The organism is Actinokineospora lacus (assembly GCF_053813445.1).
The window spans coordinates 133471-155353 of sequence record NZ_JBQERA010000010.1 but is presented as its reverse complement, the minus strand read 5'-3'; the positions used below and the strand labels follow the sequence as shown (position 1 = coordinate 155353).

Here is a 21883-nt window from a genome sequence, read left to right as displayed (position 1 = left end):
AGCCTAGCCTTGCCTTGCAACGGCATTGGCGCGCAGGATCTCCAGCAGCGCCCCCGCCCAGCCCTCCACGGTCGTCCGGTCGAACAGGTCGTCGGCGTACTCCAGGTAGCAGTGCACCGGCTGGCCCGCCGGGGTCTCGTAGCCGCTGAGGGTCAGGTCGGTGTGCGCGACGCCGGTCGGCACCGCGTCCACCCGGCCCCCGACGCCGCCGAGCGCCGCCTGCTCGTGGTGCACGACCGCCAGCCGCGGCCTGGGCAGCCCGACGGCGTCGAGCACGTCGGTCAGCGGCACGTCCTGGTGGTCCAGGGCGCGCAGAGTCGCCGCCCGGACCCGGGCGAGGACGTCGCGGAACTCCCCCGCGGCGTCGACCCGCAGCACGACCTGGTTGGCGAACGCGCCGACGAGGTCGACCAGCTGGTCGTCGCCGCGCCCGGCGACCTGGGCGGTGATGCCGAGGTCGGTCCCGGCGCCGTGCCGGGCGGCGAGGGCGACGAAGGCGGTGTGCAGCAGCATGAACAGGCTGGTCCCGGTGGCCGAGGCCAGCTGGTCGAGGCCGGTCCGCAGGTCGGCGTCCAGGGTGAAGGCGACCGAGTCGCCGGTCCCGGAGCCGCGGGCGGTGGACAGTCCCGCGTCCGGCAGCCCGGCCAGTTCCTCGCGCCAGTACGCCAGTTGGGCCGCCTGTCCTTCGGCGAGAACGCGGTGGGCCCAGTCGGTGTAGTCCCCATAGGAGACCGGCAGAGGCGACCAGTAGGGCGCGACGCCTGCCGAGCGGGCGGCGTAGGCGGTGCCGAGATCGCGCGCCAGCGGCACCACGGACCACTCGTCCACCACCGCGTACCGCAGCAGCAGCAGGACGGCGTCCTCGGCGACCAGGACCGCTCGCCACGGGGTGCTCACCGGCTCCCGTGCCACCTCGGACACGTCGGCGCCCAGCGCGATCTCCAGTTCCGGCCCGTCGCCGGGTGTCTGACCTGCGTCGGAGAGCACTGTTCGCAGTGGCTCGTGACGGCAGGCCACATCCGAGAGCGCTGCTCTCAGAGCGGTGATCTCGAAGGTGTCGGGTGCTCGCAGCAGCAGGGAGTGGTCATAGCGAGCACCGTTCGCGTAGAGCCGCTGGACCGGGGCGAGCGGGCGCGGCCCGGTGATGCCGGTGGCCAGCAGCGGCGGGCGCCCTGGCCGGGCACCGGCGAGGCGAGCGGCCAGCGCGGCGACCGAGGGCGCGTCGAAGACGTCGCGGATCGACAGGTCCACACCCAGCACCGAGCGGACCCGCCCGAGCAGCCGCATGGCGGCCATCGAGTGCCCGCCCAGCTCGAAGAACCCGTCCCGCACCCCGACCCTGGGCAGCCCCAGCACCTCGGCGAACAGCGCGGCCAGCGCTTCCTCGGCGGCGCTGGCGGGCCGCTCGGACCCGGCCAGCGCGGCGAAGTCCGGCTTGGGCAGGCGGCGCCGGTCGAGCTTGCCGTTCGGCGTCAGCGGCAGCGGCCCGTCGAGCACCACGACCACCGTCGGCACCATGTACTCCGGCAGCGTCTCGGCGACCTGGGCCCGCAGCGCCACCGGGTCGAGAGCACCGATCGCGCCGACTGCGCTGTCCGTGCCGCCGGTGCCTGCCGTGCTGTCGGCGCCCGCCGTGCCAGCCGTGTTGTCGGTGCTGTTCGTGTCTGCCGTGCCACCGGTGCTGTCGATGCCTGCCGTGCTGCCGGTGACGACAGCGCTGTTCGTGCTGCCGGTGTTATCCGTGCCTGCGGTGCTGTCGGTGCTGGGGACGACGTAGCCGATCAGCCGCACGATGTCGCCGTCGCGGTCGGCGACCACGGCCGCCTGCCGCACGGCGGGGTGGGCGGCCAGGGCCGTCTCGATCTCCCCCAGCTCGATGCGGAACCCGCGCACCTTGACCTGGTCGTCCACCCGGCCGAGGAAGTCGATGTTCCCGTCGGCGCGCCACCGCGCCCGGTCGCCGGTGCGGTACATCCGCGCGCCCGCCGGGCCGAACGGGCACGGCACGAACCGGCCCGCCGTCATCCCCGGCTTGCCGAGGTAGCCCAGCGCCAGGCCGCGCCCGGCCACGTACAGCTCGCCGACGACCCCCGGCGGCACCGGCCGCAGGTACTCGTCGAGCACGTAGCAGCGGGTGTTCGGGTCGGGGACGCCGATCGGGATGGCGCCGGTCCAGCCGGGCTCGGCCTGCCACAGGGTGGAGTTGACCGTGGCCTCGGTCAGCCCGTACGCGCACAGGATGTTGACCCGGCCCGCCCAGCGCTCCATCACCGCGGGCGGCACGGTCTCGGTGCCGACGAGGATCGTGGAGCCCGAGGGCAGGTCGCAGTCCGGCGGCAGCGCGGCCACCAGCGACGGCGGCAGGATCATGTGGGTGATCCGCTGCGCGGCCAGGAAGTCGGTCAGCGCGGGCCCGGCCACCCGGGCGTCGGCCGGGCAGAAGACGAGCGCGCCGCCGACCGTGAGCGCCATGGTCAGCTCGAAGACGGCCACGTCGAACCCGACCGAGGCGAACTGCAGCACCCGGCTGTCCGGGGTCAGCCGCATCCGGTCGACCGCGGTCGCGGCCAGGCTGGCGATGCCGTCGTGCGGCACCACCACGCCCTTGGGCCGCCCGGTCGACCCGGAGGTGTAGATCACGTACGCCGGGTGCTCCAGCGTCAGCGCCGGGTACCCGGGTGCGGGCGCGGTGGGCAGCTCGTCCACCAGCACCCGCCGCACGCCCTCGACCGAGGGCACGCGCGCGGCCTCCTCCTCGGTCGCGACCAGGGCGACCGAGCCGGAGTCGGCCAGCATGTAGGCGATCCGGTCGGCCGGGTGCGCCAGGTCCAGCGGCAGGTACGCCGCCCCCAGCTTGAGCACGCCGAGCACGGCGGCGACCATCCGCGCCGAGCGCGGCACCGCGACCGCGACCACCGAGCCCTCCCCCACCCCGGCGGCGGCCAGCAGCGCCGCCACCCGGTCGGCGTCGGCGTTGAGCGTGGCGTAGTCGGTGACCCCTGCGGCGTCAACCACGGCCGTCTTGCCCGGCCCGGCCGCCACGCACTGGGCGAACAGCTCCGGCAGGGTCAGCGCGGGCACGGCCCGGTCGGTGGCGTTGAACTGGTCGACCACCTGCTTGCGCTCGGCGTCGGTCACCACGTCGAGGGCGCTGACCTTGCCGCCGGGATCGGCCGCCGCGGCGGCGAGCAGGCCGCGCAGCCGCTCGCCGAGGCGGGCGGCGGTGGCCGGGTCGAACCGGTCGCGGGCGAACTCCAGGCGGCAGGCGAGCCGCCCGGTGTCCAGGTGCTCGGTGAAGCTGAAGACCAGGTCGAACTTCGCCGCCTTGGTCTCGTGCTCGACCCACTCGGTGCGCAGGCCGCCCAGGCGCGGGCCGTCGCCGGTGCGGGAGTGGTAGCCGACCATCACCTGGAACAGCGGGTTGCGGGCGGGCGAGCGGGCCGGGTTGACCCGTTCCACGACCGCCTCGAAGGGCACGTCCTGGTTGTCCAGCGCGGCCAGCGCCGTCTCCCGGACCCGGCCGACCAGCTCGGTGAACGCCGGGTCGCCGGAGACGTCGGCGCGCAGCACGAGGGTGTTGACGAAGAACCCGACCAGGTCGTCGAAGGCGTCGTCGGTGCGACCGGCGACCGGGGCGCCGAGCGGGATGTCGGTGCCCGCGCCGAGGCGGTGCAGCAGGGCGGCGACGGCGGCGTGCAGGACCATGAACATGCTGGCCCCGGTGTCGGCGGCCACCGCCCGCAGCCCGTCGGCGGCCACCGCGAACTCGACCTCGCCACCGGCGAAGGTCGGCCGGGCGGGGCGGGCGCGGTCGGCGGGCAGCTCCAGGTCCTCCGGCGCGCCGTCGAGGGCGCGGTGCCAGTGGTCGAGCTGGCGCGCGGCCAGGCTCGCCGGGTCGGCGGGGTCGCCGAGCAGGCGGTGCTGCCAGAGGGTGTAGTCGGCGTACTGCAGCGGCAGCGGTGCCCACTGCGGGGTCCGACCGGCGGCGCGGGCGGTGTAGGCGGTGCCCAGGTCGCGCAGGAACGGCAGGTCGGACCACTCGTCGGTGGTGATGTGGTGCAGCAGCACGACGACCACGTGGTCGTCGGGGCCGATGCGGCCGACCGAGACCCGGATCGGCAGTTCGGCGGCGAGGTCGAAGGGCCGCTCGACGCGCTCCTGGACGAAGGCGGCGAGGTCGGCGACGGTGGCCAGCTCGAAGGCCGGGTCGGCGTCGGCCGCGGGCACGATGTGCTGGTACGGCACCCCCTCGTGCACGCCGATGCGCGTGCGCAGCGCCTCGTGCCTGCCCACGACGTCGCGGACGGCGGCGCGGAAGGCGGGCACGTGCAGCGGGCCGCGCAGCCGCACCGACAGCGGGAAGTTGTAGGCAGGGGAGCCGCCCTCCCACTGCTGGAGCAGCCACAGCCGCTGCTGGGCGTGTGAGAGCGGCAGCCGGGCGGGCCGGGCCCCGGCGACCGGGGCCGGGCGGGTCTGACCGGTCCGCGCGGCGCGGCGGGCCAGCTCCTCCGGGGTGGGCGCGTCGAACAGGTCGCGGATGGCCAGTTCGGCGCCCAGCGCGGTGCGGGCCCGGCTGATCACCCGGGTGGCCAGCAGCGAGTGCCCGCCCAGCTCGAAGAAGTTGTCCAGCGGCCCGACCCCGGGCACGCCCAGGACCTCGGCGAACAGCTCGCAGAGCACCCGCTCGGCTTCACTGGCCGGTTCCCTGCGGGCGGCGCCCGCCTCGATGCGCGGGGCGGGCAGGGCGCGGACGTCGAGCTTGCCGTTGACCGTCAGCGGGATGCGCTCGACGGCCATGACCGCGGCCGGGACCATGTAGTCCGGCAGCCGGGTCTTCAGGTGCGCGCGCAGCTCGTCGGGCCGCTCCTGCCCGGACCACACCACGTACGCCACCAAGCGCTTGACCTGCCCGGTGGCGATCACCGCGGCGTGGGCGACGCCGGGGAAGGCGCTGACCGCGGAGGTGACCTCGCCCAGCTCGACCCGGTAGCCGCGGATCTTGACCTGGTCGTCGGTGCGGCCGAGGAAGTCCAGGATGCCGTCGCGGCGGGCGCGCACCAGGTCGCCGGTGCGGTACATCCGGGTGCCGGGCGCGCCGAAGGGGTCGGCGACGAAGCGGTCGGCGGTCAGGGCGGGCCGGTCGTGGTAGCCGCGGGCCAGGCCGATGCCCGCGATGTAGAGCTCGCCGGGGGTGCCGGGCGGGACCGGGCGCAGGTGCGGGTCGAGCACGTAGGCGCGGGTGTTCCAGATGGCCCGCCCGACCGCGGGGGTGGCGCTGTCCTCGGTGGAGGCGCCGAGGGTGTTGATCGTGTACTCGGTGGGCCCGTACAGGTTGTAGCCGTAGGTGCCCTCGGTGTCCCGCAGGGTCGTCCACACCGAGTCCGACACCGCTTCCCCGCCCAGCAGCACCAGCGGCGGCACGTGCCCGCGCAGCAGGCCCTGCTCGATGAGCAGCGCGGCGTAGGTGGGGGTCACGTTGACGACGTCGATCTCGTGCGCCTGGCAGTAGGCGACCAGCGCCTCGGCGTCGCGGCGCAGGTCCTCGTCGCAGACGTGCACCTCGTGGCCCTCGACCAGCCAGAGCAGTTCCTCCCAGGACATGTCGAAGGCGAAGGAGACGGTGTGGGCGATGCGCAGTCTGCGGTCCCCGGCCGCGGCGATGGCCGGGCCGAAGATGGCCTCCTGGTGGTTGAGCTGCATGTTCGTCAGCCCGCGGTAGGGGGTGACGACGCCCTTGGGGCGGCCGGTGGAGCCGGAGGTGTAGATGACGTAGGCGGGGTGGTCCAGGCTGAAGGGCGCCACCTCGACCGGGGCGCCGTCGTAGGCCGCCACATCCGTCTGGTCCAGGCACACGGCCTCGGCGGTGAGGCCCGCGGCGACGGCCGAGGTGGTCAGCACGCACAGCGGGTCGGTGTCGTCGATCATCAGCTGGAGCCGGTCGACGGGGTGGTCGAGGTCCAGCGGCAGGTATGCCGCGCCCGCGCGCAGCACCGCGAACAGCGCGACCACCATCTCCACCGAGCGCGGCAGCGCCAGGGCGACGACCTTCTCCGGCCCCGCTCCCCTGGCCAGCAGCAGCCGGGTGAGCCGGTTGATGCGGGCGTCGAGCTCGGCGTAGGTCAGGCGCTGCTCGCCGAAGACGAGCGCGGTGGCGTCCGGGGTGCGGGCGGCCTGCTCGGCGAGCAGTTCGGCGACGGTGCGCTCGACCACGGGGTTGGCGCTGGCGTCCCACTCGGCGGCCAGTTCGGCCCGCTCCCCCGCCGTGAGCAGGTCGAGCGTGCCGACCAGCGCGTCGGGGTTGTCCACGAGCCCGCGGGCGACGGTGAGGAAGCGGGTGAGGATGGTCCCGGCGTGCTCGTCGTCGATCACGTCGGGGCGGTGGTCGAGCTTGACCTTGAGCCGGGCGCCGGGGGTGATGACGATGGTCAGCGGGTAGTGCGTGGCGTCGACACCGGACCCGGCGGCGATGCCGTGCTCGGCCATGAGGGCGGCGGCGCCGTCCTCGTCGGCGAAGTTCTGCAACACGTAGAGGGTGTCGAAGAGGCGCTCGTGGCCCGCTTCGCGCTGGACCTCGCCGAGGCCGAGGTAGTCGTGGGGCATCAGGGCGGTCCGCTCGTCCTGCAGCCTGCGCAGCAGGGCGGCCACCGGCTCGGCCGGGCGCAGCGCGACCCGGTGCGCCACGGTGTTGAGGAACATGCCGATGACGGACTCGACGGCGTCGATGCCCGCGGGCCGCCCGGCCACGGTGGTGCCGAAGACGACGTCGTCGCGGCCGGTGGCCGCGGTGAGCACCAGCGCCCACGCGGCGCTGAGCACGGTGTTGAGCGTGACCCCGGCGGCGCGGGCGGCGTCGCGGAGCCGTTGGGTGTCCACTTCGGACAACTCGGCGCGGCACTGGCGCGGGATGGCGGGATGCGAACCCGCCGACGCCGCCACCAGCGTCGGCTCCTCCAGCCCGGAAAGCGCGGTGCGCCAAGCCGTTCGCGCGGCGCTCGCGTCCTGTTCGGACAGCCAGGCGAGGTAGTCGCGGTAGGTGCCCGCGGGCGGCAGGGTCGCGTCGGGGTCGCGGTAGAGGGCCAGGAGCTGGCTGGTGAAGATGCCCGCCGACCAGCCGTCCCACAGCAGCAGGTGGTGGCTGACGACGAGGCGGTCGCACTCGCCGAGGCGCAGGACGAGCACCCGCAGCAGCGGCGGGGTGTCGAGGTCGAAGCGGGTGTTGCGGTCGGCGGCCAGCAGCTCGTCGACCCGGGCGGCGCGGGCCTCGGCGGTCAGGTCGGTGAGGTCGACCTCGGTGACCGGGATCGGCGGGTCGGCGGCGACGAACTGCACCGGGCGCGACAGCCCGTCGCTGGTGAACCCGACGCGGACGCTGGGGTGCCTGCGGGCCAGGGCGCGCAAGGCGGCGCGCAGCCGGTCGGTGTCGATGCCGCCGGTGAAGTCGTAGGAGTCCTGGGCGGTGTAGACGTCGATGTCGCCCTGGTCGTAGCCCGCGTGGAAGTACAGGCCCTCCTGCAGCGGCGACAGCGGCCAGATGTCCTCGACGGGACCCCGGGACTCGATCCGGTCGACCTCGGCGTCGGTCAGGTCCAGCAGTCGCAGCCCCGGGTACCGGGCGGGCGTGACCTGTGCGGCCAGCTCACCCAGCGCGTGGGTCCAGGCGTCGGCGAGTGCCTGGACGTCCGCGGCGCTCAGGGTAGGTCCGTGGGTGAAGGTCGCGCTCAGGGCGGGGCCGTCGGGGGTGTCGTCGCAGACGGCGTCGATCTGCAGGGCGTAGGGCAGGGCCAGGTCGGCGTCGGGGAGCACGGTCAGCGGCTCGGGCGCGGGGCTGAAGTCCGCGTCGTGGCCCGCGGCGAAGCGGCCGTAGTAGTTGAACAGCACCTGGGCGCGGGCCATGCGGGCCAGCACCGGGGCGGCCTGGGCGTTGAGGTGGCGCAGCAGGCCGTGGCCGAGGCCGCGGTCGGGGGCCTGGCGGACCCGGTCGCGGACGGCGGCCAGGGTCCGCGCCGCGGTCTCGGCGACCGGCAGGCGCACCGGCTGCACGCTGGTGAACCAGCCCACGGTGCGGGAGAGGTCGACCCCGTCGAGCGGTTCCCGGCCGTGGCGCTCCAGGTCGACCAGCAGCTCGGGCGTGGGGGCGGACTGCCAGCGGTGCACGGCGGTGCGCAGCGCGGCCAGCAGCACCTCGGTGACGTCGGCTCCCGACGCGGCGGGAACGGCGGTGAGCAGCGGTCGGGTCTGCGCGATGGACAGGGTGACCCGGTGGACGGCGGCGTCGGCAACCGTCGTCCCGGACAGGCCCGCGCCGGAACCAAGGAGGGCCGGTGCTGTGTCGGGGGTCGTCCGGGAGGCGTCGAGCAGGTCGGCGCCGGGGGCGAGGGTGGCGGCCCAGTGCTGGAGTTCGCCGAGGCGTGCCGGGGCTGCGGCCTGCTCGTGGGCGAGGCGGGCGAAGCGGCGCAGCGAGGTGGGCACCGGCTCCAGGGGCAGGCCCGCCCAGGCGCGGGCGAGGTCGCCGAGCAGGATGCGCCAGGAGACGCCGTCGACCACCAGGTGGTGGGCGATGATGGCGAGCCTGCCGGGCTCGGCGCCGCGGTCGAACCACACCGCCTGGAGCACGACCCCGGCGTCCGGGGCGAGCCGGTCCGCGGCGGCGTCGGCCTCGGTGGCGATGGCCGCGCGCAGGGCGTCGTCGTCCAGTCCGGCGGCGGGGACGCGCACGATCAGGTCGGCGGCCTCCACGCTGCCCGGCGGGGTGGTCTCCTGCGTCCAGAGCACCGAGGCGATCCGGGTCAGCCGCAGGCGCAGGGCGTCGTGGGTGTCGAGCAGCGCGGCGAGCGCCGTGGTGAGCGCGGGCAGGGTGGCTCCGGCGGGGGTGCGGACCAGGACCGGCAGGGCGAAGCGGTCGATGCCGCCGCCGTCTTCGCGCAGCTGGTGCACGATCGGCAGCGGCGGGACGTCGCCGATCCCGTCGGAGTCGGCGACCGGGGCGGCGGCCGGTTCGGCGGGCACCCAGGCGGCCAGGGCGGCAGGGGTGCGGTGGGTGAAGACGTCGGTCGGGCTGACGTCGAGGCCGCGGCGGCGGGCCTGGGTGGACACGGTGATCGACAGGATGCTGTCGCCGCCGAGGACGAAGAAGTCGTCGTCGGGGCCGACCGAGGGCACGCCGAGCACGCCTGCGAACACCTCGCACAGGACCCCCGCCGGGCCGTCCGCGCGCTCGACCGGCGCTTCGGCGTGGGCGGCCGGGTCGGGTAGGGCGGCGCGGTCGAGCTTGCCCGCGGTGGTGACCGGGAAGTCCGCGACCACCGTGACGGCGGCCGGGACCAGCGCCGAGGGCAGCGTCTCGGCCGCGGTGGCAGCCAGGCCGCGCGCGTCGAGGGTGTGGCCTGGCTCGGGCACGACCCAGGCGACGAGCCGCCCGCCGCGCACGGCGGCGGCGGCGCGGGCGACGCCGGGCAGCGCGGCCACGCGGGCCTCCACCTCGCCCAGCTCCACCCGGTTGCCGCGGATCTTGACCTGGTCGTCGGTGCGGCCCAGATAGGTCAGCGCGCCGTTCGCGCCGCGGATGACGACGTCACCGGTGCGGTAGAGGCGCGAGCCGTCGGCGGCGAAGGGGTTGGCCACGAACCGCTGGGCGGTCAGGCCGGGGCGGCCGAGGTAGCCGCGGGCGAGCTGCACGCCCGCGACGTACAGCTCGCCCGGGGTGTCGGCGGGGACCGGGCGCAGGTGGCGGTCGAGGACGTGCAGTGTCGTGTTCCACACCGGGTGGCCGATGGGGACCTGGGGCTCGTCGTCGGCGTAGGTGTGGCCGGTGACGCCGATGGTGGTCTCGGTCGGCCCGTACAGGTTGTGCAGGGGGATACCGGTGGTCTCCACCCAGCGCCGGGCCAGCTCGCCGGAGAGCGCCTCGCCGCCGCTGAACACCAGCCGCAGCGCGGGCAGCGGACCCGGGCTGACGTCGAGGAAGGCGCCCAGCATCGACGGGACGAACTCCGCCGCGGCGATCCGCTCCCGGCGGATCAGCCCGGCGAGGTAGGCCGGGTCGCGGTGCCCGCCGGGGCGGGCCAGCACGACGGTCGCGCCCCGCACCAGAGGCCAGAACAGCTCCCAGACGGCGACGTCGAAGCCGCCGGGGGCCTTCTGCAGCACGCGGTCGCCCGCGCCGAGGCCGAACACGCCCTCCATCCAGGCGAGCTGGTTGACCACGGCCCGGTGGGTGACCTCCACGCCCTTGGGGGTGCCGGTGGAGCCGGAGGTGTAGATGACGTACGCGCCGTGGTCCGGGCCGGGCTTGGGGCCGGTGCCCGTGCCGTCGGCGCCCAAGCCGACGCGCTCGATGTCGCGGGGCACGTCCTCGTCGGCGATGACGAGCCTGGCCCGGGAGTCGGCGAGCAGGAAGTCGCGGCGCGCGGCGGGCAGGTCGGGGTCGACCGGCAGGTACGCCGCACCCGCCTTGAGCACGCCCACGAGGGCGGCGACCCAGCCCGGCGAGCGCGGCGCGGCCACGGCGACCACGTCGCCGGGGACGACTCCCCGGTCGCGCAGCGCGCGGGCGATGCCCTCGGCGCGCTGGTCGAGTTCGGCGTAGGTGAGGCCGCCGTCCTCGGCGGTGACCGCGGTGGCGTCCGGCGTGCGCGCGGCTGCCTGCTCGAACAGGTCCACCAGGGACGCTTCCGGCAGGGCGACGGTGTCGCCGTCGAGGCGGCCGGTGGCCGGGTCGGCGGTGCGCGGGACGGCGGCGACCCGGGTGTCGGGGTCGGCGGCGAAGGCGTCGAGCAGCAGGCCCAGGCGCTGGGCGAGGGCGTCGGCGGCCTCGGCGGTGACCCGGGCGGGGTCGTGTTCGAGCGACAGGGCCAGGCCGCGCCCGGGGTGCGGGACGGCCATCAGCGACACCGGGTAGTGCGTGGCGTCGTGCACCTGGACGTCGGCGATCCCGGCCGCGCGCAGCTCGGCGGGGTCCAGCGGGTAGTTCTCGACCACGACGAGGGTGTCGAACAGCTCGCCGACGCCCGCCTCGCGCTGGATGTCGGCCAGGCCGTGGTGCTGGTGGTCGAGGAGCGCGACCTGGGCGTCCTGCAGCCGGGCCAGCACCTCGGCGACCGGCTCGGCGGCGGTGGCCCGCAGGCGGACCGGGACGGTGTTGATGAACAGCCCGACCATGTCCTGCACCCCGGGGACCGGGGTGTTGCGCCCGGAGACGGTGCTGCCGAGGACGACGTCGTCGCGGCCGGTCTCGGCCGCCAGCAGCAGCCCCCACGCCCCGTGCACGACGGTGCTCGCGGTCAGCCCCCGCTCGCGCGCGCGGGCCAGGACGGAGTGCGCCGCCGACAGCGGCACGTCGATGAGCCGGGTCTGCCCGGACGCCTCGCCCGGCGCGGTGAGCCGGGTGGGCTCGGTGACCCCGTCGAGCGCGGCGCGCCACGCGGCCCGGGTGCTCTCCTGGTCCTGCCCGGCGAGCCAGGCGATGTGGTCGCGGTACGGCGCGGCGGGGGCGAGGGGGCGCCCGTGCAGCAGGGCCAGCAGGTCGCGCAGCATCAGCGGCACCGACCACCCGTCGGCGACGAGGTGGTGCAGGGTCAGCACGACCCGGGTGCCGCCGACCAGCGCGCAGCGCAGCAGGGGCGGGGTGGCCAGGTCGAACCCGGCGGCGCGCTCCCGGGCGGCGATGGCGGTGGCGTCGCCGTCGAGGGCGGTGACCGCGATGTCGGTCGGCGAGACGACGACCTGCCGGACGCGGCCGTCCTCGGTGCGGACGAACCCGGTGCGCAGGGCGGCGTGCCGGGCGACCAGCGCGGTGACGGCCTCGGCCAGGCGCGCCGGGTCGGCGGGCGCGGTCAGCTCGATGACCTGCTGGACGGTGTAGAGGTCCTGCGCGGTGGTGACCGAGTGGAAGTAGATGCCGCGCTGGGCGGCGGTGACCGGCAGGACGTCGACCAGGCCGGGGACGGCCGCGGCGATCTCGTCCACTGTGGACTGGTCGAGGGCGGCGAGCGGGAAGTCCGACGGGGTGTGCCCGCCGATGCCGGGGCGGGCGGCGTGCGCGGCCAGCCCGCGCAGGGCGCTCAGCCAGTGCTCGGCCAGGTCGGTGGCGTCGGCATCGGTGAGCACCCCGCCCGCCCAGGACAGGGCCGCGGTGAGGCGGTCGTCGGCGACGACGGCGTTGAGCTCGACGGCGTGGCCCAGCGGCATGGCCGGGTCGGGACCGGCGCCCAGCGCGCCGTCAGGGGTCCAGTCGCCGCTGGGGTTGTCGCCGCTGGGGCTGGGGAAGCGGCCCAGGTAGTTGACCAGGTAGTGCGGGGTGTGGTTCAGCTCGGCGTGCCCGTCGAGGTGGCGCAGCACGCCGTGGCCGATGCCGTGGCCGGGCACCGCGCGCACCTGCTCCTTGACCCGTGCCAGCGCGCGGCCCACGACCGGGCCGCCCTGGGCGAACTCGGTCCAGTCGACCGCGCCCGCGTCGAGGGCGACCGGGTGCACGCTGGTGAACCAGCCGACGGTGCGGGTGGTGTCCAGCTCGCCGATCCCGGCGATGGGCTCGCGGCCGTGGCCCTCCACGTCGACCAGCACCCGGGAGCCGCGCCCGCGCCGCCACCGCGCCACGGCGACGGCGAACGCGGTCAGCAGCACCTCGTGAGCGCCCAGGTGGTACGCGGCGGGCAGCGTGGTCAGCAGCGGCAGGGTGGTGACGGCGTCCAAGACGATGTCCCGGCTGCGCGCGGTCACGGCGAGGTCGACGGCGGGGTCGAGCGCACGTGCGCCGATCGTCGCGTCAGGACTGTCCACAACAGAGCGCCAGTACGGCAGTTCACCTTCGTAGGACGCGGAGTTGAGAGCCTTCGCCCAGCCCAGCAGTGACGTGCCGACCGGCGGCAGCTCCGGGGAGCGGCCCTCGGCCACCGCGGACCACGCGGTCGCCAGGTCTTCCAGCAGAATCCGCCAGGACACGCCGTCCACGACGAGGTGGTGCACGGCGAGCAGCAGCGTGCCCCGGGCGGGCGACCACACCGCGCGCAGCATCACCCCCGCCGCCGGGTCGAGCGCGGCCACGGCATCGGGTTCGATGTCGGATTCTGGGTCGGATTCTGGGTCGGACACCTCGATCACCTCGGCGGCGCGGACCGCGCCCACCGGGGCGACGCGCAGCTCCCAGTCCGGGGTCAGGCGAGCGCGCAGGGCGTCGTGGCGGTCCAGGACGGCCTGCACCACCGCGGTGAGCCCGGCCAGGTCCAGCGCGGCGGGCACCCGCACCCGGACCGACTGGTGGAACCGGTCCACCGACGCCGCGCCCAGGTCCCGCAGCCACCCGACGATCGGGGTCACCGGGATTGTGCCCACGCCGGACTCGGCCTCGACCGCGGCGACCGGGGTGGCCACGGCGGCCAGCGCGGCGACGGTCCGGTGCTGGAACACCTGCCGCGGGGTGATCACCAGCCCGGCCGCGCGGGCCCGGCTGACCAGCTGCATCGCGACGATGCTGTCGCCGCCGAGGTCGAAGAACCCGTCGTGCGCGCCGACGGCGTCCAGCCCCAGCACCGCGGCGAAGCACCCGGCCAGCGCCGACTCGGCGGGCGTGCTCGGCGCGACGTCGGAGGTGGTGGCCGTCCAGTCCGGGTCGGGCAGCGCGGCGGTGTCGGTCTTGCCGTTGGGGGTCAGCGGGAGCCGGTCGAGCACCACGACGGCCGTGGGCACCATCGCCTCCGGCAGCAGCGCCCCGACGTGGGCGCGCACCTCGGCGGGGGTGACGTCCCCGGAGCCGACGATGTAGCCGACCAGCCGGGCGGTCCCCCGGTGGTCCTTACGCACCGCGATCGCCGCGGCGGCGACCGCGGGGTGCGTCATCAGCGCGTTCTCCACCTCGCCCGGCTCGACGCGGTGGCCGCGGATCTTGAGCTGGCCGTCGGAGCGGCCCAGGAAGTCGATGTTGCCGTCGGCGCGCCAGCGCGCCCGGTCCCCCGTGCGGTACATCCGCGCGCCCGGCTGCCCGAACGGGTCGGCCACGAACCGCCCCGCGGTCAGGTCTGGCCTGCCGCGGTAGCCGCGGGCCAGGCCGCGCCCGCCCACGTACAGCTCCCCCACCGCGCCCACCGGGACCGGGCGCAGCGCGGAGTCCAGGACGTAGCAGCGGGTGTTCGGGTCGGGCACGCCGATCGGGACCGTGCCCTCCCAGTCCGCGCGCGCCAGCCACAGCGTGGAGTTGACCGTCGCCTCGGTCAGCCCGTAGGCGACGACCACGCGCATCCGGCCCGACCAGCGCGCCACCAGCTCGTTCGGCACCATCTCGGTGCCCACCACCAGCACCCCGCCCTCGGGCAGCTCGCACCCCGGCGGCAGCGCCGCGACCAGCGACGGCGGCAGGATCATGTGGGTGGCGCCGTGCTCGGTGAGGTAGCCGGTCAGCTCCGGTCCGGCGACGCGGCGCTCGGCGGGCACCACGATCACCCGCGCGCCGGTGCCCAGCGCCATGACCAGGTCCCAAACGGCCACGTCGAACCCGACGGAGGCGAACTGCGCGACCCGGCTGTCCCGGTCCACGCCCAGCCGCTCCACAGCGGTCGTGATCAGGCTGCCGACGCCGTCGTGGGTGACCACCACGCCCTTGGGCCGCCCGGTCGAGCCGGAGGTGTAGATGACGTAAGCCGCGGAGTCCAGGGACAGCGCCACCTCCAGCGGCGCCGGGTCGTGCCCGGCCAGGTCGGCGAGGTCCACCACGGGCACGCCCAGGTCGGGCAGCTCGCCGCCGCCGGTGAGCACGGCGACCGCGCCGGAGTCGGAGACCATGTACGCCAGGCGCTCGGCCGGGTGGTCGAGGTCCAGCGGCAGGTACGCCGCCCCGGCCTTGAGCACGCCCAGCAGCGCCACGACCAGGTCGGCCGAGCGCGGCACGGCGACCGCGACGACGTCCTCCGGCCGCACCCCGCGCGCGGCCAGCAGGCGGGCGAGGCGGTTGGCCCGCGCGTCGCACTCGGCGTAGGTGAGCACGGTGTCCTCGCACACCACGGCGACCGCGTCGGGCCGCGCGGCGACCTGCCGCTCGAACGCCTCGGGCCAGGTCACCTCGGGCGAGTCGCACTCGTCGGCGCCGAAGGCCAGCACCTGCGCGCGCTCCTCGGGCGCGGCGAGATCGATGCTTGCCAAGGTCCGCGCGGGGTCGGTGAGGGCGGCGAGCACCGCGGCCAGGCGGGCGGCGTGGGCGGCCAACTCCGTGGGCGTGCACACGCCGGGGTCGGCGTCGAGGTCGATGCGGGTGGGCTGGCCCTCGGCCGAGTCGTACACCGCCACGCTCAGGTCGCTGACCGGGCCGTACCAGAACGGGATCACCTCGACCCGGTGGTCGCCGAACTCCAGCGGCGGGTGGTGGGGGATCACGTTGACCGACGGCCCGACGATGCCGTGCAGGCCCGCGGCGGGGTCGACCCGGCGGGCGACCTCCTCGCCGCGGAAGCGGGCGTGGCCCAGGATGGCCTTGACCCGCGCCGCGGTGCGGTCGAGCAGGTCGGCGACGGTGTCGCCGGGGGTGACCGGCAGCCGCAGCGGCACGATGTTGGCCAGCATCGCGGGCGTCACCCGGGCGAGCGGGTCGGTGCGGCCCGCGACGGGGAAGCCGAGCAGGACGTCCTGGCTCCCGGTGGCGCGGTGGACATAGGCGGCGACGGCGGCGATCAGCAGCCGCGAGAGCCGGACCCCGCCCGCGGCGGCGACCGCGCGCAGCGCCTCGGACCGCTCGACGTCGAGCCACAGGGTCTCGCGGTGCGCGCTGTCGGCGGGCGTCGGCGCCCGCTCCAGCAGCCGGGCGGGCTCCCCCACGCCCGCCAGCTGCTCGGCCCAGAACTCGGCGTCGGCGGCGAACCCCGGGCTCGCCAGGTAGTCCTGTTCGGACTCCAGCAGCGCGGTGAACGACGGCGCGGGCGGCACCGGCCTGCCCGAGTAGTGCGCCCCGGCGCGGGTGACGATGAAGACGGTGGCGGTGGCGTCGTAGAGCAGGTGGTGCCCGCCGATGCCCCACCACACCCGATCGTCGCCCAGGCGCAGCAGGGCGTGGCGGAACAGCGGCGCGGCGCCCAGGTCCATCGGGCGGGCGCGGTCCTCGGCCAGCCACCGCCGGGCAGCGGCCTCCGGGTCCGCCTCGCCGCGCAGGTCGACCACCGGCAGCGGCCAGCCCCCTGTGTCGGCCGGGAACTGCCGCGGCTGCCCGTCGACCTCGGCGAAACGCACGTGCAGGCACTCGGTCTCGTCGACCGCCCGGCGCACCGCGGCGGCCAGGCGGTCGACGTCGACCGGGGTGGACGTGGCGCTGATCTCCGCCACCACGGACACGCGGAACACCGCGCTGTCCGGGTCGATGCGCTGTGCTTGCCAGACACCCAGCTGGGCGCCGGTGAACGGGAAACCGGCCGCGGAGATCGACACCACTGTCCCTTTCAGACTGATTTGGTCAGGACCTGCCCGCGAGCAGCGGGACCATGTTGTCGATGGCGTACGGGATGCTCAGCACGGTGTTGAACGACACCGCGGCGCCGACCGGCGGCTCCGAGTACGGCACGAACAGGTCGCGGCCCTCGGCGGCGACCTTGAGCTTGCCGTAGAGCGGGTCGGCCTTGATCCGCTTCTCCGCCTCGGGGTCCGACGTCAGCCAGATCAGCCGGTCGGCCTCGAAGAGGGGGTCCAGGCCCTCGGAGGCGACGTCGATGACGTTCTTCTCCTTGGGGGCGTCCTTGACCGCCTGCGGGGACGCGAAGCCGATCTCGTTCATGAACACGACCTTCGGGTCGTGCGCGGCGAAGGCGGAGTAGGTGCCGGGCTGGAAGGCGTCGGCGACCACGACGGTCTTGTCGGCGAACTCCGGGTGCTCGGCGCGCACCGCGGCGAACTTGTCGTCGATGCCCTTGATCAGCGCCTCGGCCTCGTCGGCCTTGCCCATCGCGGTGCCCACCGCGCGGGTCATGGTCTGCCACGGGGCGGCGTAGTCGGCGAACTCCTTGGGCTGGGCCACCACCGGGAACAGCTTCGACAGGGTGTCGTACTGCTCCTTGTTCATGCCGCTGTACTGGGCGACGATCAGGTCGGGCTGCAGCTCGATGATCTTCTCGACATCGTACTCGTCGCGCACGCCGACGATGGCGGGCTCGGTCTCGCCCCACTTCTCCTTCTGCCAGGGGAAGACGCCGAAGGGCCGCTCGCCGAACCAGTCCACCGCGCCGACCGGCTTCACGCCCAGCGCCAGCACGATCTCGTGGTCGGACAGGCCGAGGGTGACGATCTTGTCGGCCTTCGTCACCGTCGTGCTGCCGTACTTGTGCTCGACGGTCACCGGCAGCGCGCTGCCCGCGGCGGGCGGCTGGGCGGCGCTGGAGCCCGCGGGCGGCTCGGCGGCGCCACCGCCACATCCGGCGAGCGCCAGACCCGCGGCGGCAACGGCGGCGACCAGGCGCGACCGCCTCGCCCCCCGGATGGTGGACATGCTGGACATGGACTTCCCTTCGGACAACGACGCCCCGACGCCTCGGTTAAGCAAGCCTTAGTAAGGCGTGCCTAACATAACCTAATCGGGTGATGTCCCAAAGAGCCGTCACAGCGGGCTACGCCACACCAGACCCCTCAGATCCAGGTGGCACGCCGGGCCGCCCGGCGGAAGACGCGCAGCAGGACCGTGCCGGTGGCCAGGACCAACACGACGGTGGTGAGCGCGCGGCCGATGTCCCAGCCGAGGGAGGTGGCGAGGCTGAAGGTGACCAGGCGGGCGAGGTTGTCGGCGACCGGATCGCCGGGGACGAAGGACACCGCGGTCCCCGCGCCGACGGCGAACGGCCAGAACGAGAGGTTCAGCAGCATCCCGTAGACCAGGGACGCGACCAACCCGTACACCGCCAGCAGGACCAGCTCCACCCAGCCGCGCGCCCGCGGCAGCAGCCCGGCGGCCATGCCCACCCACGCCGCGCCCAGCATCTGGTACGGCAGCCACGGCCCCACCCCGCTGGTCAGCAGCGCGGAGGCGAACAGCGTGGTGTTGCCCAGCACCCAGCCGAACCCCGGGCCGAACACCCGCCCGGCCAGCACGATCAGGAAGAACACCGTCTCCACCCCGGCCGTGCCCGCGCCCACCGTCCGCACCGCGGCGCCCAGCGCGCTGAGCACGCCGAGCATGGCCACCGCCTTGGCGTCCATCCCGCCCTCGCTGACCTCGGCCAGCACCACGCCCAGCGCCAGCGGCAGCAGCAGCGCGAAGGTCAGCGGCGCGTCGCCGCCGTGGGCCAGGCCCGAGCCGGGGTCGATCAGCAGCGGCCAGGCGAACGCCGCGACGCCGAGCACCCCCGACAGCACGACGGCGACCGCGCCGCGCGGCCCGATCCGCACGGGGTTCACACCGGCTCCAGGGCGGCGCGGACGTCGGCGACGGTCAGCCACGGCTGCGGCGCGAGCACCTTGGCCACCTGCGGGGCGAACACCGGCGAGGCGGTGACCACCTCGGCGGCCGGGCCGTCGGCCACCACCTCGCCCTCGGCCATGACCACCACCCGGGTGGCGGTCTCGGCGACGAACTCGACGTCGTGGGTCGCCAGCACGACCGCGTGGCCGGAGTCGGCCAGGGCGCGCAGGGCAGCGGCCAGGCGGGTCTTGGACGGGTAGTCCAGGCCGCGGGTGGGCTCGTCGAGCAGCAGGACGTCGGGCGCCGGGGCCAGGGCGATGGCGAGCACGAGGGCCAGGCGCTGGCCCTCGGAGAGGTCGCGCGGGTGCGCGTCGTCGGGGACGCCCGGCGTCAGGTCGTCCAGGATGGCCCGGCACGTGCCCGCGGGGCGCGCGGACTCCCGGTCGGCCTGGGCGCACTCGGCGGCGACGGTGGGCAGGTACAGCAGGTCGGCGGGCCGCTGGGGCACCAGGCCGACCCGGGCGCGGCGGCGGGCGGGCTTGAGCGTCGCCGGGTCGACGCCCGCCACCTCGACGGTGCCGCCGGAGCGCTTCCCCGTCCCCTGCAGCGCCCACAGCAGGCTGGACTTGCCCGAGCCGTTGCGGCCCATCAGCGCCACCCGCTCCCCCGCCCGCACGCTCAGCCCGGCGCCGCGCACCGCCGTGAACGCGCCGTAGGAGACGCTGACGTCCGTGGCGGCCACCATGAGCGGACCCGCCGGGGCCGCGCCGACGGGCGGAAGGTGCTCGGTCAGCCGCTCGCGCAGGGGGCCCGCCTTACGGCGGGCGTCCCGAATGGACACCGGCGGCGGGGCCCAGCCCGCCAGCTGGCCCAGCCGCACCACCGGCGGCGCGACCGAGGCCCCGGCCAGCACCGGCCCCGGGTCGCCGATGACCGGGGGCGCGCCGCCGCCGGGCAGCCAGAGGACCCGGTCGGCGTACTGGGCCACCCGCTCCAGGCGGTGCTCGGCGATGAGCACGGTCATCCCCAGGTCGTGCACCAGCCGGTGCAGGGCGGCGAGCACGTCCTCCGCCGCGCCGGGGTCCAGGGCCGAGGTGGGCTCGTCCAGCACGAGCACGCGCGGGTGCGCCGTCAGCGCGGCGCCGATGGCCACCCGCTGCTGCTGGCCGCCGGACAGGGTCGACAGCGTCCGGGAGCGCAGGTCGGCCAGCCCCAGCAGGTCCAGGGTCTCCTCGACGCGCTTGCGCATCACGGCGTCGGGCACGGCCAGCGACTCCATCGAGTAGGCCAGCTCCTCCTCGACGGTGTCGGTGACGAACCCGGCCGACGGGTCCTGGCCCACCAGCCCGACCACGTCGGCCAGCTCGCGGGGCGGGTGATCGCGCGTGCTGCGCCCGTCGACCAGCACCCGCCCGGTCAGCGTGCCGCCGGTGAAGTGCGGGACCAGGCCGTTGACCGCGCGCAGCAGCGTGGACTTGCCCGCGCCGGTCCCGCCGACGACCAGGCACAGCTCGCCCTCGGGCACCTCGAAGTCCACACCGGACAGGACGGTGGCGTCGGCGTAGGCGATGGAGACGTCCTCGAACCGGATCACGCGGGCACCTCCGCGCGCCGGAACAGGGCGACCGGCGCCAGCCCGACCAGCACCCCGATGGCGGGCAGCACTGGCAGTTGCGGCAACTCCAACGGCACCGTCGCGGGCACGAGGTTCACCCCCAGCATCTCCGCCGCCACCGTCGCGGCGGTGGCGGCCAGCCCGGACGCGGCGATCAGCACGCCGGGCGCGGTCCAGCGGTCGGGTCGGTAGCGGGTCCGCAGCACCCGGCGCGCGCCGACGCGCAGCCCCGCGACCGCGAGCCCGACGCCCACCAGCAGCATCGGCAGCCCGACGAACCCCGGGGCGCTGGCGTCGAGCAGGCCGTACGCCCCGACGCACAGGCCCAGCAGCCCGCCGACCACCAGCGCGGAGGTGAGCAGCCGGGTGCGCCGCGGCTGCCCGGCGGTGCGCCCGTAGCCGCGCGCGTCCATCGACGCGGCCAGGGTGAGCGAGCGGTCCAGGGCGTCCTCCAGCACCGGCACCAGCAGCGTCCGGATGGCCCGCCGCCCGCGCACCGGGTCGCCGCGCAGCGCCCGCGCCCGCCGGACGTCGCGCGCGGCCACGGCCAATTGCGGGGCCACCGTCAGCGCCACCACCACCGCCACGCTCACCTCGTAGAGCGCCGCGGGCAGCGTCTTGAGCAGCCGCTTCGGGTTGGCCAGCGCGTTGGCCGCGCCCACGCAGCCGAGCAGCACCGCCAACTGCAACCCCAGGTACACCGCGTGCGCCACGCCCTCGGCGCTGACCGGACCGCCCAGCCGGATGCCGCTGGCCCAGTCCGGCAGCGGCGCCTCGGGCAGGGTGAACAGCACGGTCGGCCCGGTGACGCCGCCGACGAGGATGTGGACGAGCACCCGGATCACGATGACGATCAGCCCCAGCTTGAGGAACATCCCGTAGGCCGAGGCCCAGGGCGCGTTCGACCGGCAGCGCATGACGACGTAGGCCGCCACCACCGCGACCAGCGCCAGCAGCAGCGGGTTCGTCGTGCGCCCGGCCACCGCGGCCAGGCCGAGCGCCCACAGCCACCAGGCCCCGGGGTGGATGGTCACAGGTCGGCCTTGGCCCGCCTGCGCGCCGCGCCGATGGCCAGCCCGGCGAGGACCGCCACCACACCGCCGCCGACCAGGAACGAGACCATCCCGCTCCCTTCGCCGGCTGCTTCACCAGCGCTGGGCTCGATCTCGGCGGTCACCGGGCCTGTCGAGGTCGTCCCAGTCGTCTCGGTCGTCCCAGTCGCTGTCTCGGTCGCTGGGGCTCCGGAGGTCGCCGTCGCGCTGGTCGAGGACACCGCGGTTGACGTCGGTGTGCCCGGCCGGCCGGAGATCGGCGGCTGACCCGGGGGGCGCTGCGTCGGTTCCGCCGTGCCGGCGGGCTGGGCAGGCGGCGCGGCGGTCCGCGTGGGCGGTTTCGGCGCGGGCTGCGCCGGGGGCGGCGGTTGGGGGGCCGGGGGCCGGGGCGCGGCGGGCGGCGGGGTCGCGGGCGGCCTGCCCGCGCCGAACGCCCAGCCCTCGACCGTGCCCGGCGCCGGGTCGCGGGAGCCCGCGCCCGTCGAGCTGTAGACCCACGACCCGCCCCGCACGGCGTACCAGTACGACCAGTACGCCGTGGCCGGGGACGGGTTGACGCACGGGTCGCTGGCGGGCTTGCCGGAAACGCGGCACACCAGACCCGGCTGCCTGCTCGCGAACGTGTACCCGTAGCCCGCTCCGCTCAAGGCCCGCAGGCCACTCGACGGGTCACCCGGCGCGCACCCCACCTGCGCTCCCCCGCCGAGCGAGGCGAAGTCGACGACCACGGTCACCCCGGTGGTCCCCGAGCAGGCCGCAGCCGCCGCGGCAGGCGCCCAGACCACTGTGGACGCCGCCGCGGCCAGCACGGCCAGCGCGGCGGAAGACCGGCCCACGAGAGAGTGGCCCACGAGCGGG

General features: G+C 75.6%; 6 protein-coding genes. All 6 read right to left on the bottom strand.

Annotated elements, in window-relative coordinates; genetic code table 11:
- Window positions 1–3: 3 nt before the first annotated feature.
- The 6 genes from ACTG9Q_RS24095 to ACTG9Q_RS24070 all read right to left on the bottom strand — a co-directional run bounded on the left by ACTG9Q_RS24095 (window position 4) and on the right by ACTG9Q_RS24070 (window position 21861).
- Window positions 4–16401 carry an amino acid adenylation domain-containing protein gene (locus ACTG9Q_RS24095; RefSeq protein WP_455575153.1) on the bottom strand — a complete coding sequence of 5466 codons (16398 nt, stop codon included), beginning with the start codon at window positions 16399–16401 and terminating at the stop codon, window positions 4–6.
- 25 nt (window positions 16402–16426) lie between these two features.
- Complete coding sequence (locus tag ACTG9Q_RS24090) at window positions 16427–17461, bottom strand: iron-siderophore ABC transporter substrate-binding protein (protein ID WP_455575152.1); 1035 nt, start codon at window positions 17459–17461, stop codon at window positions 16427–16429.
- A 128-nt stretch (window positions 17462–17589) separates the two neighbouring features.
- Window positions 17590–18354, bottom strand: coding sequence for an ECF transporter S component (locus ACTG9Q_RS24085; protein ID WP_455575151.1), 765 nt, complete (start codon window positions 18352–18354; stop codon window positions 17590–17592).
- A complete protein-coding gene (locus ACTG9Q_RS24080) occupies window positions 18351–19952 on the bottom strand; it encodes an ABC transporter ATP-binding protein (protein WP_455575150.1) in 1602 nt (533 codons plus the stop codon). Before ACTG9Q_RS24080 ends, ACTG9Q_RS24085 begins: the two co-directional genes overlap by 4 nt.
- Complete coding sequence (locus tag ACTG9Q_RS24075) at window positions 19949–21007, bottom strand: CbiQ family ECF transporter T component (protein ID WP_455575149.1); 1059 nt, start codon at window positions 21005–21007, stop codon at window positions 19949–19951. The genes ACTG9Q_RS24080 and ACTG9Q_RS24075 overlap by 4 nt, the downstream gene beginning before the upstream one ends.
- A complete protein-coding gene (locus ACTG9Q_RS24070) occupies window positions 21004–21861 on the bottom strand; it encodes a hypothetical protein (RefSeq protein WP_455575148.1) in 858 nt (285 codons plus the stop codon). Before ACTG9Q_RS24070 ends, ACTG9Q_RS24075 begins: the two co-directional genes overlap by 4 nt.
- Window positions 21862–21883 lie beyond the last annotated feature (22 nt).

What these genes read in the sequence shown, in the direction of transcription:
- ACTG9Q_RS24090 (WP_455575152.1), bottom strand. Translation starts at nt 17,461, where the DNA reads ATGTCCAGCATGTCCACCATCCGGGGGGCGAGGCGGTCGCGCCTGGTC.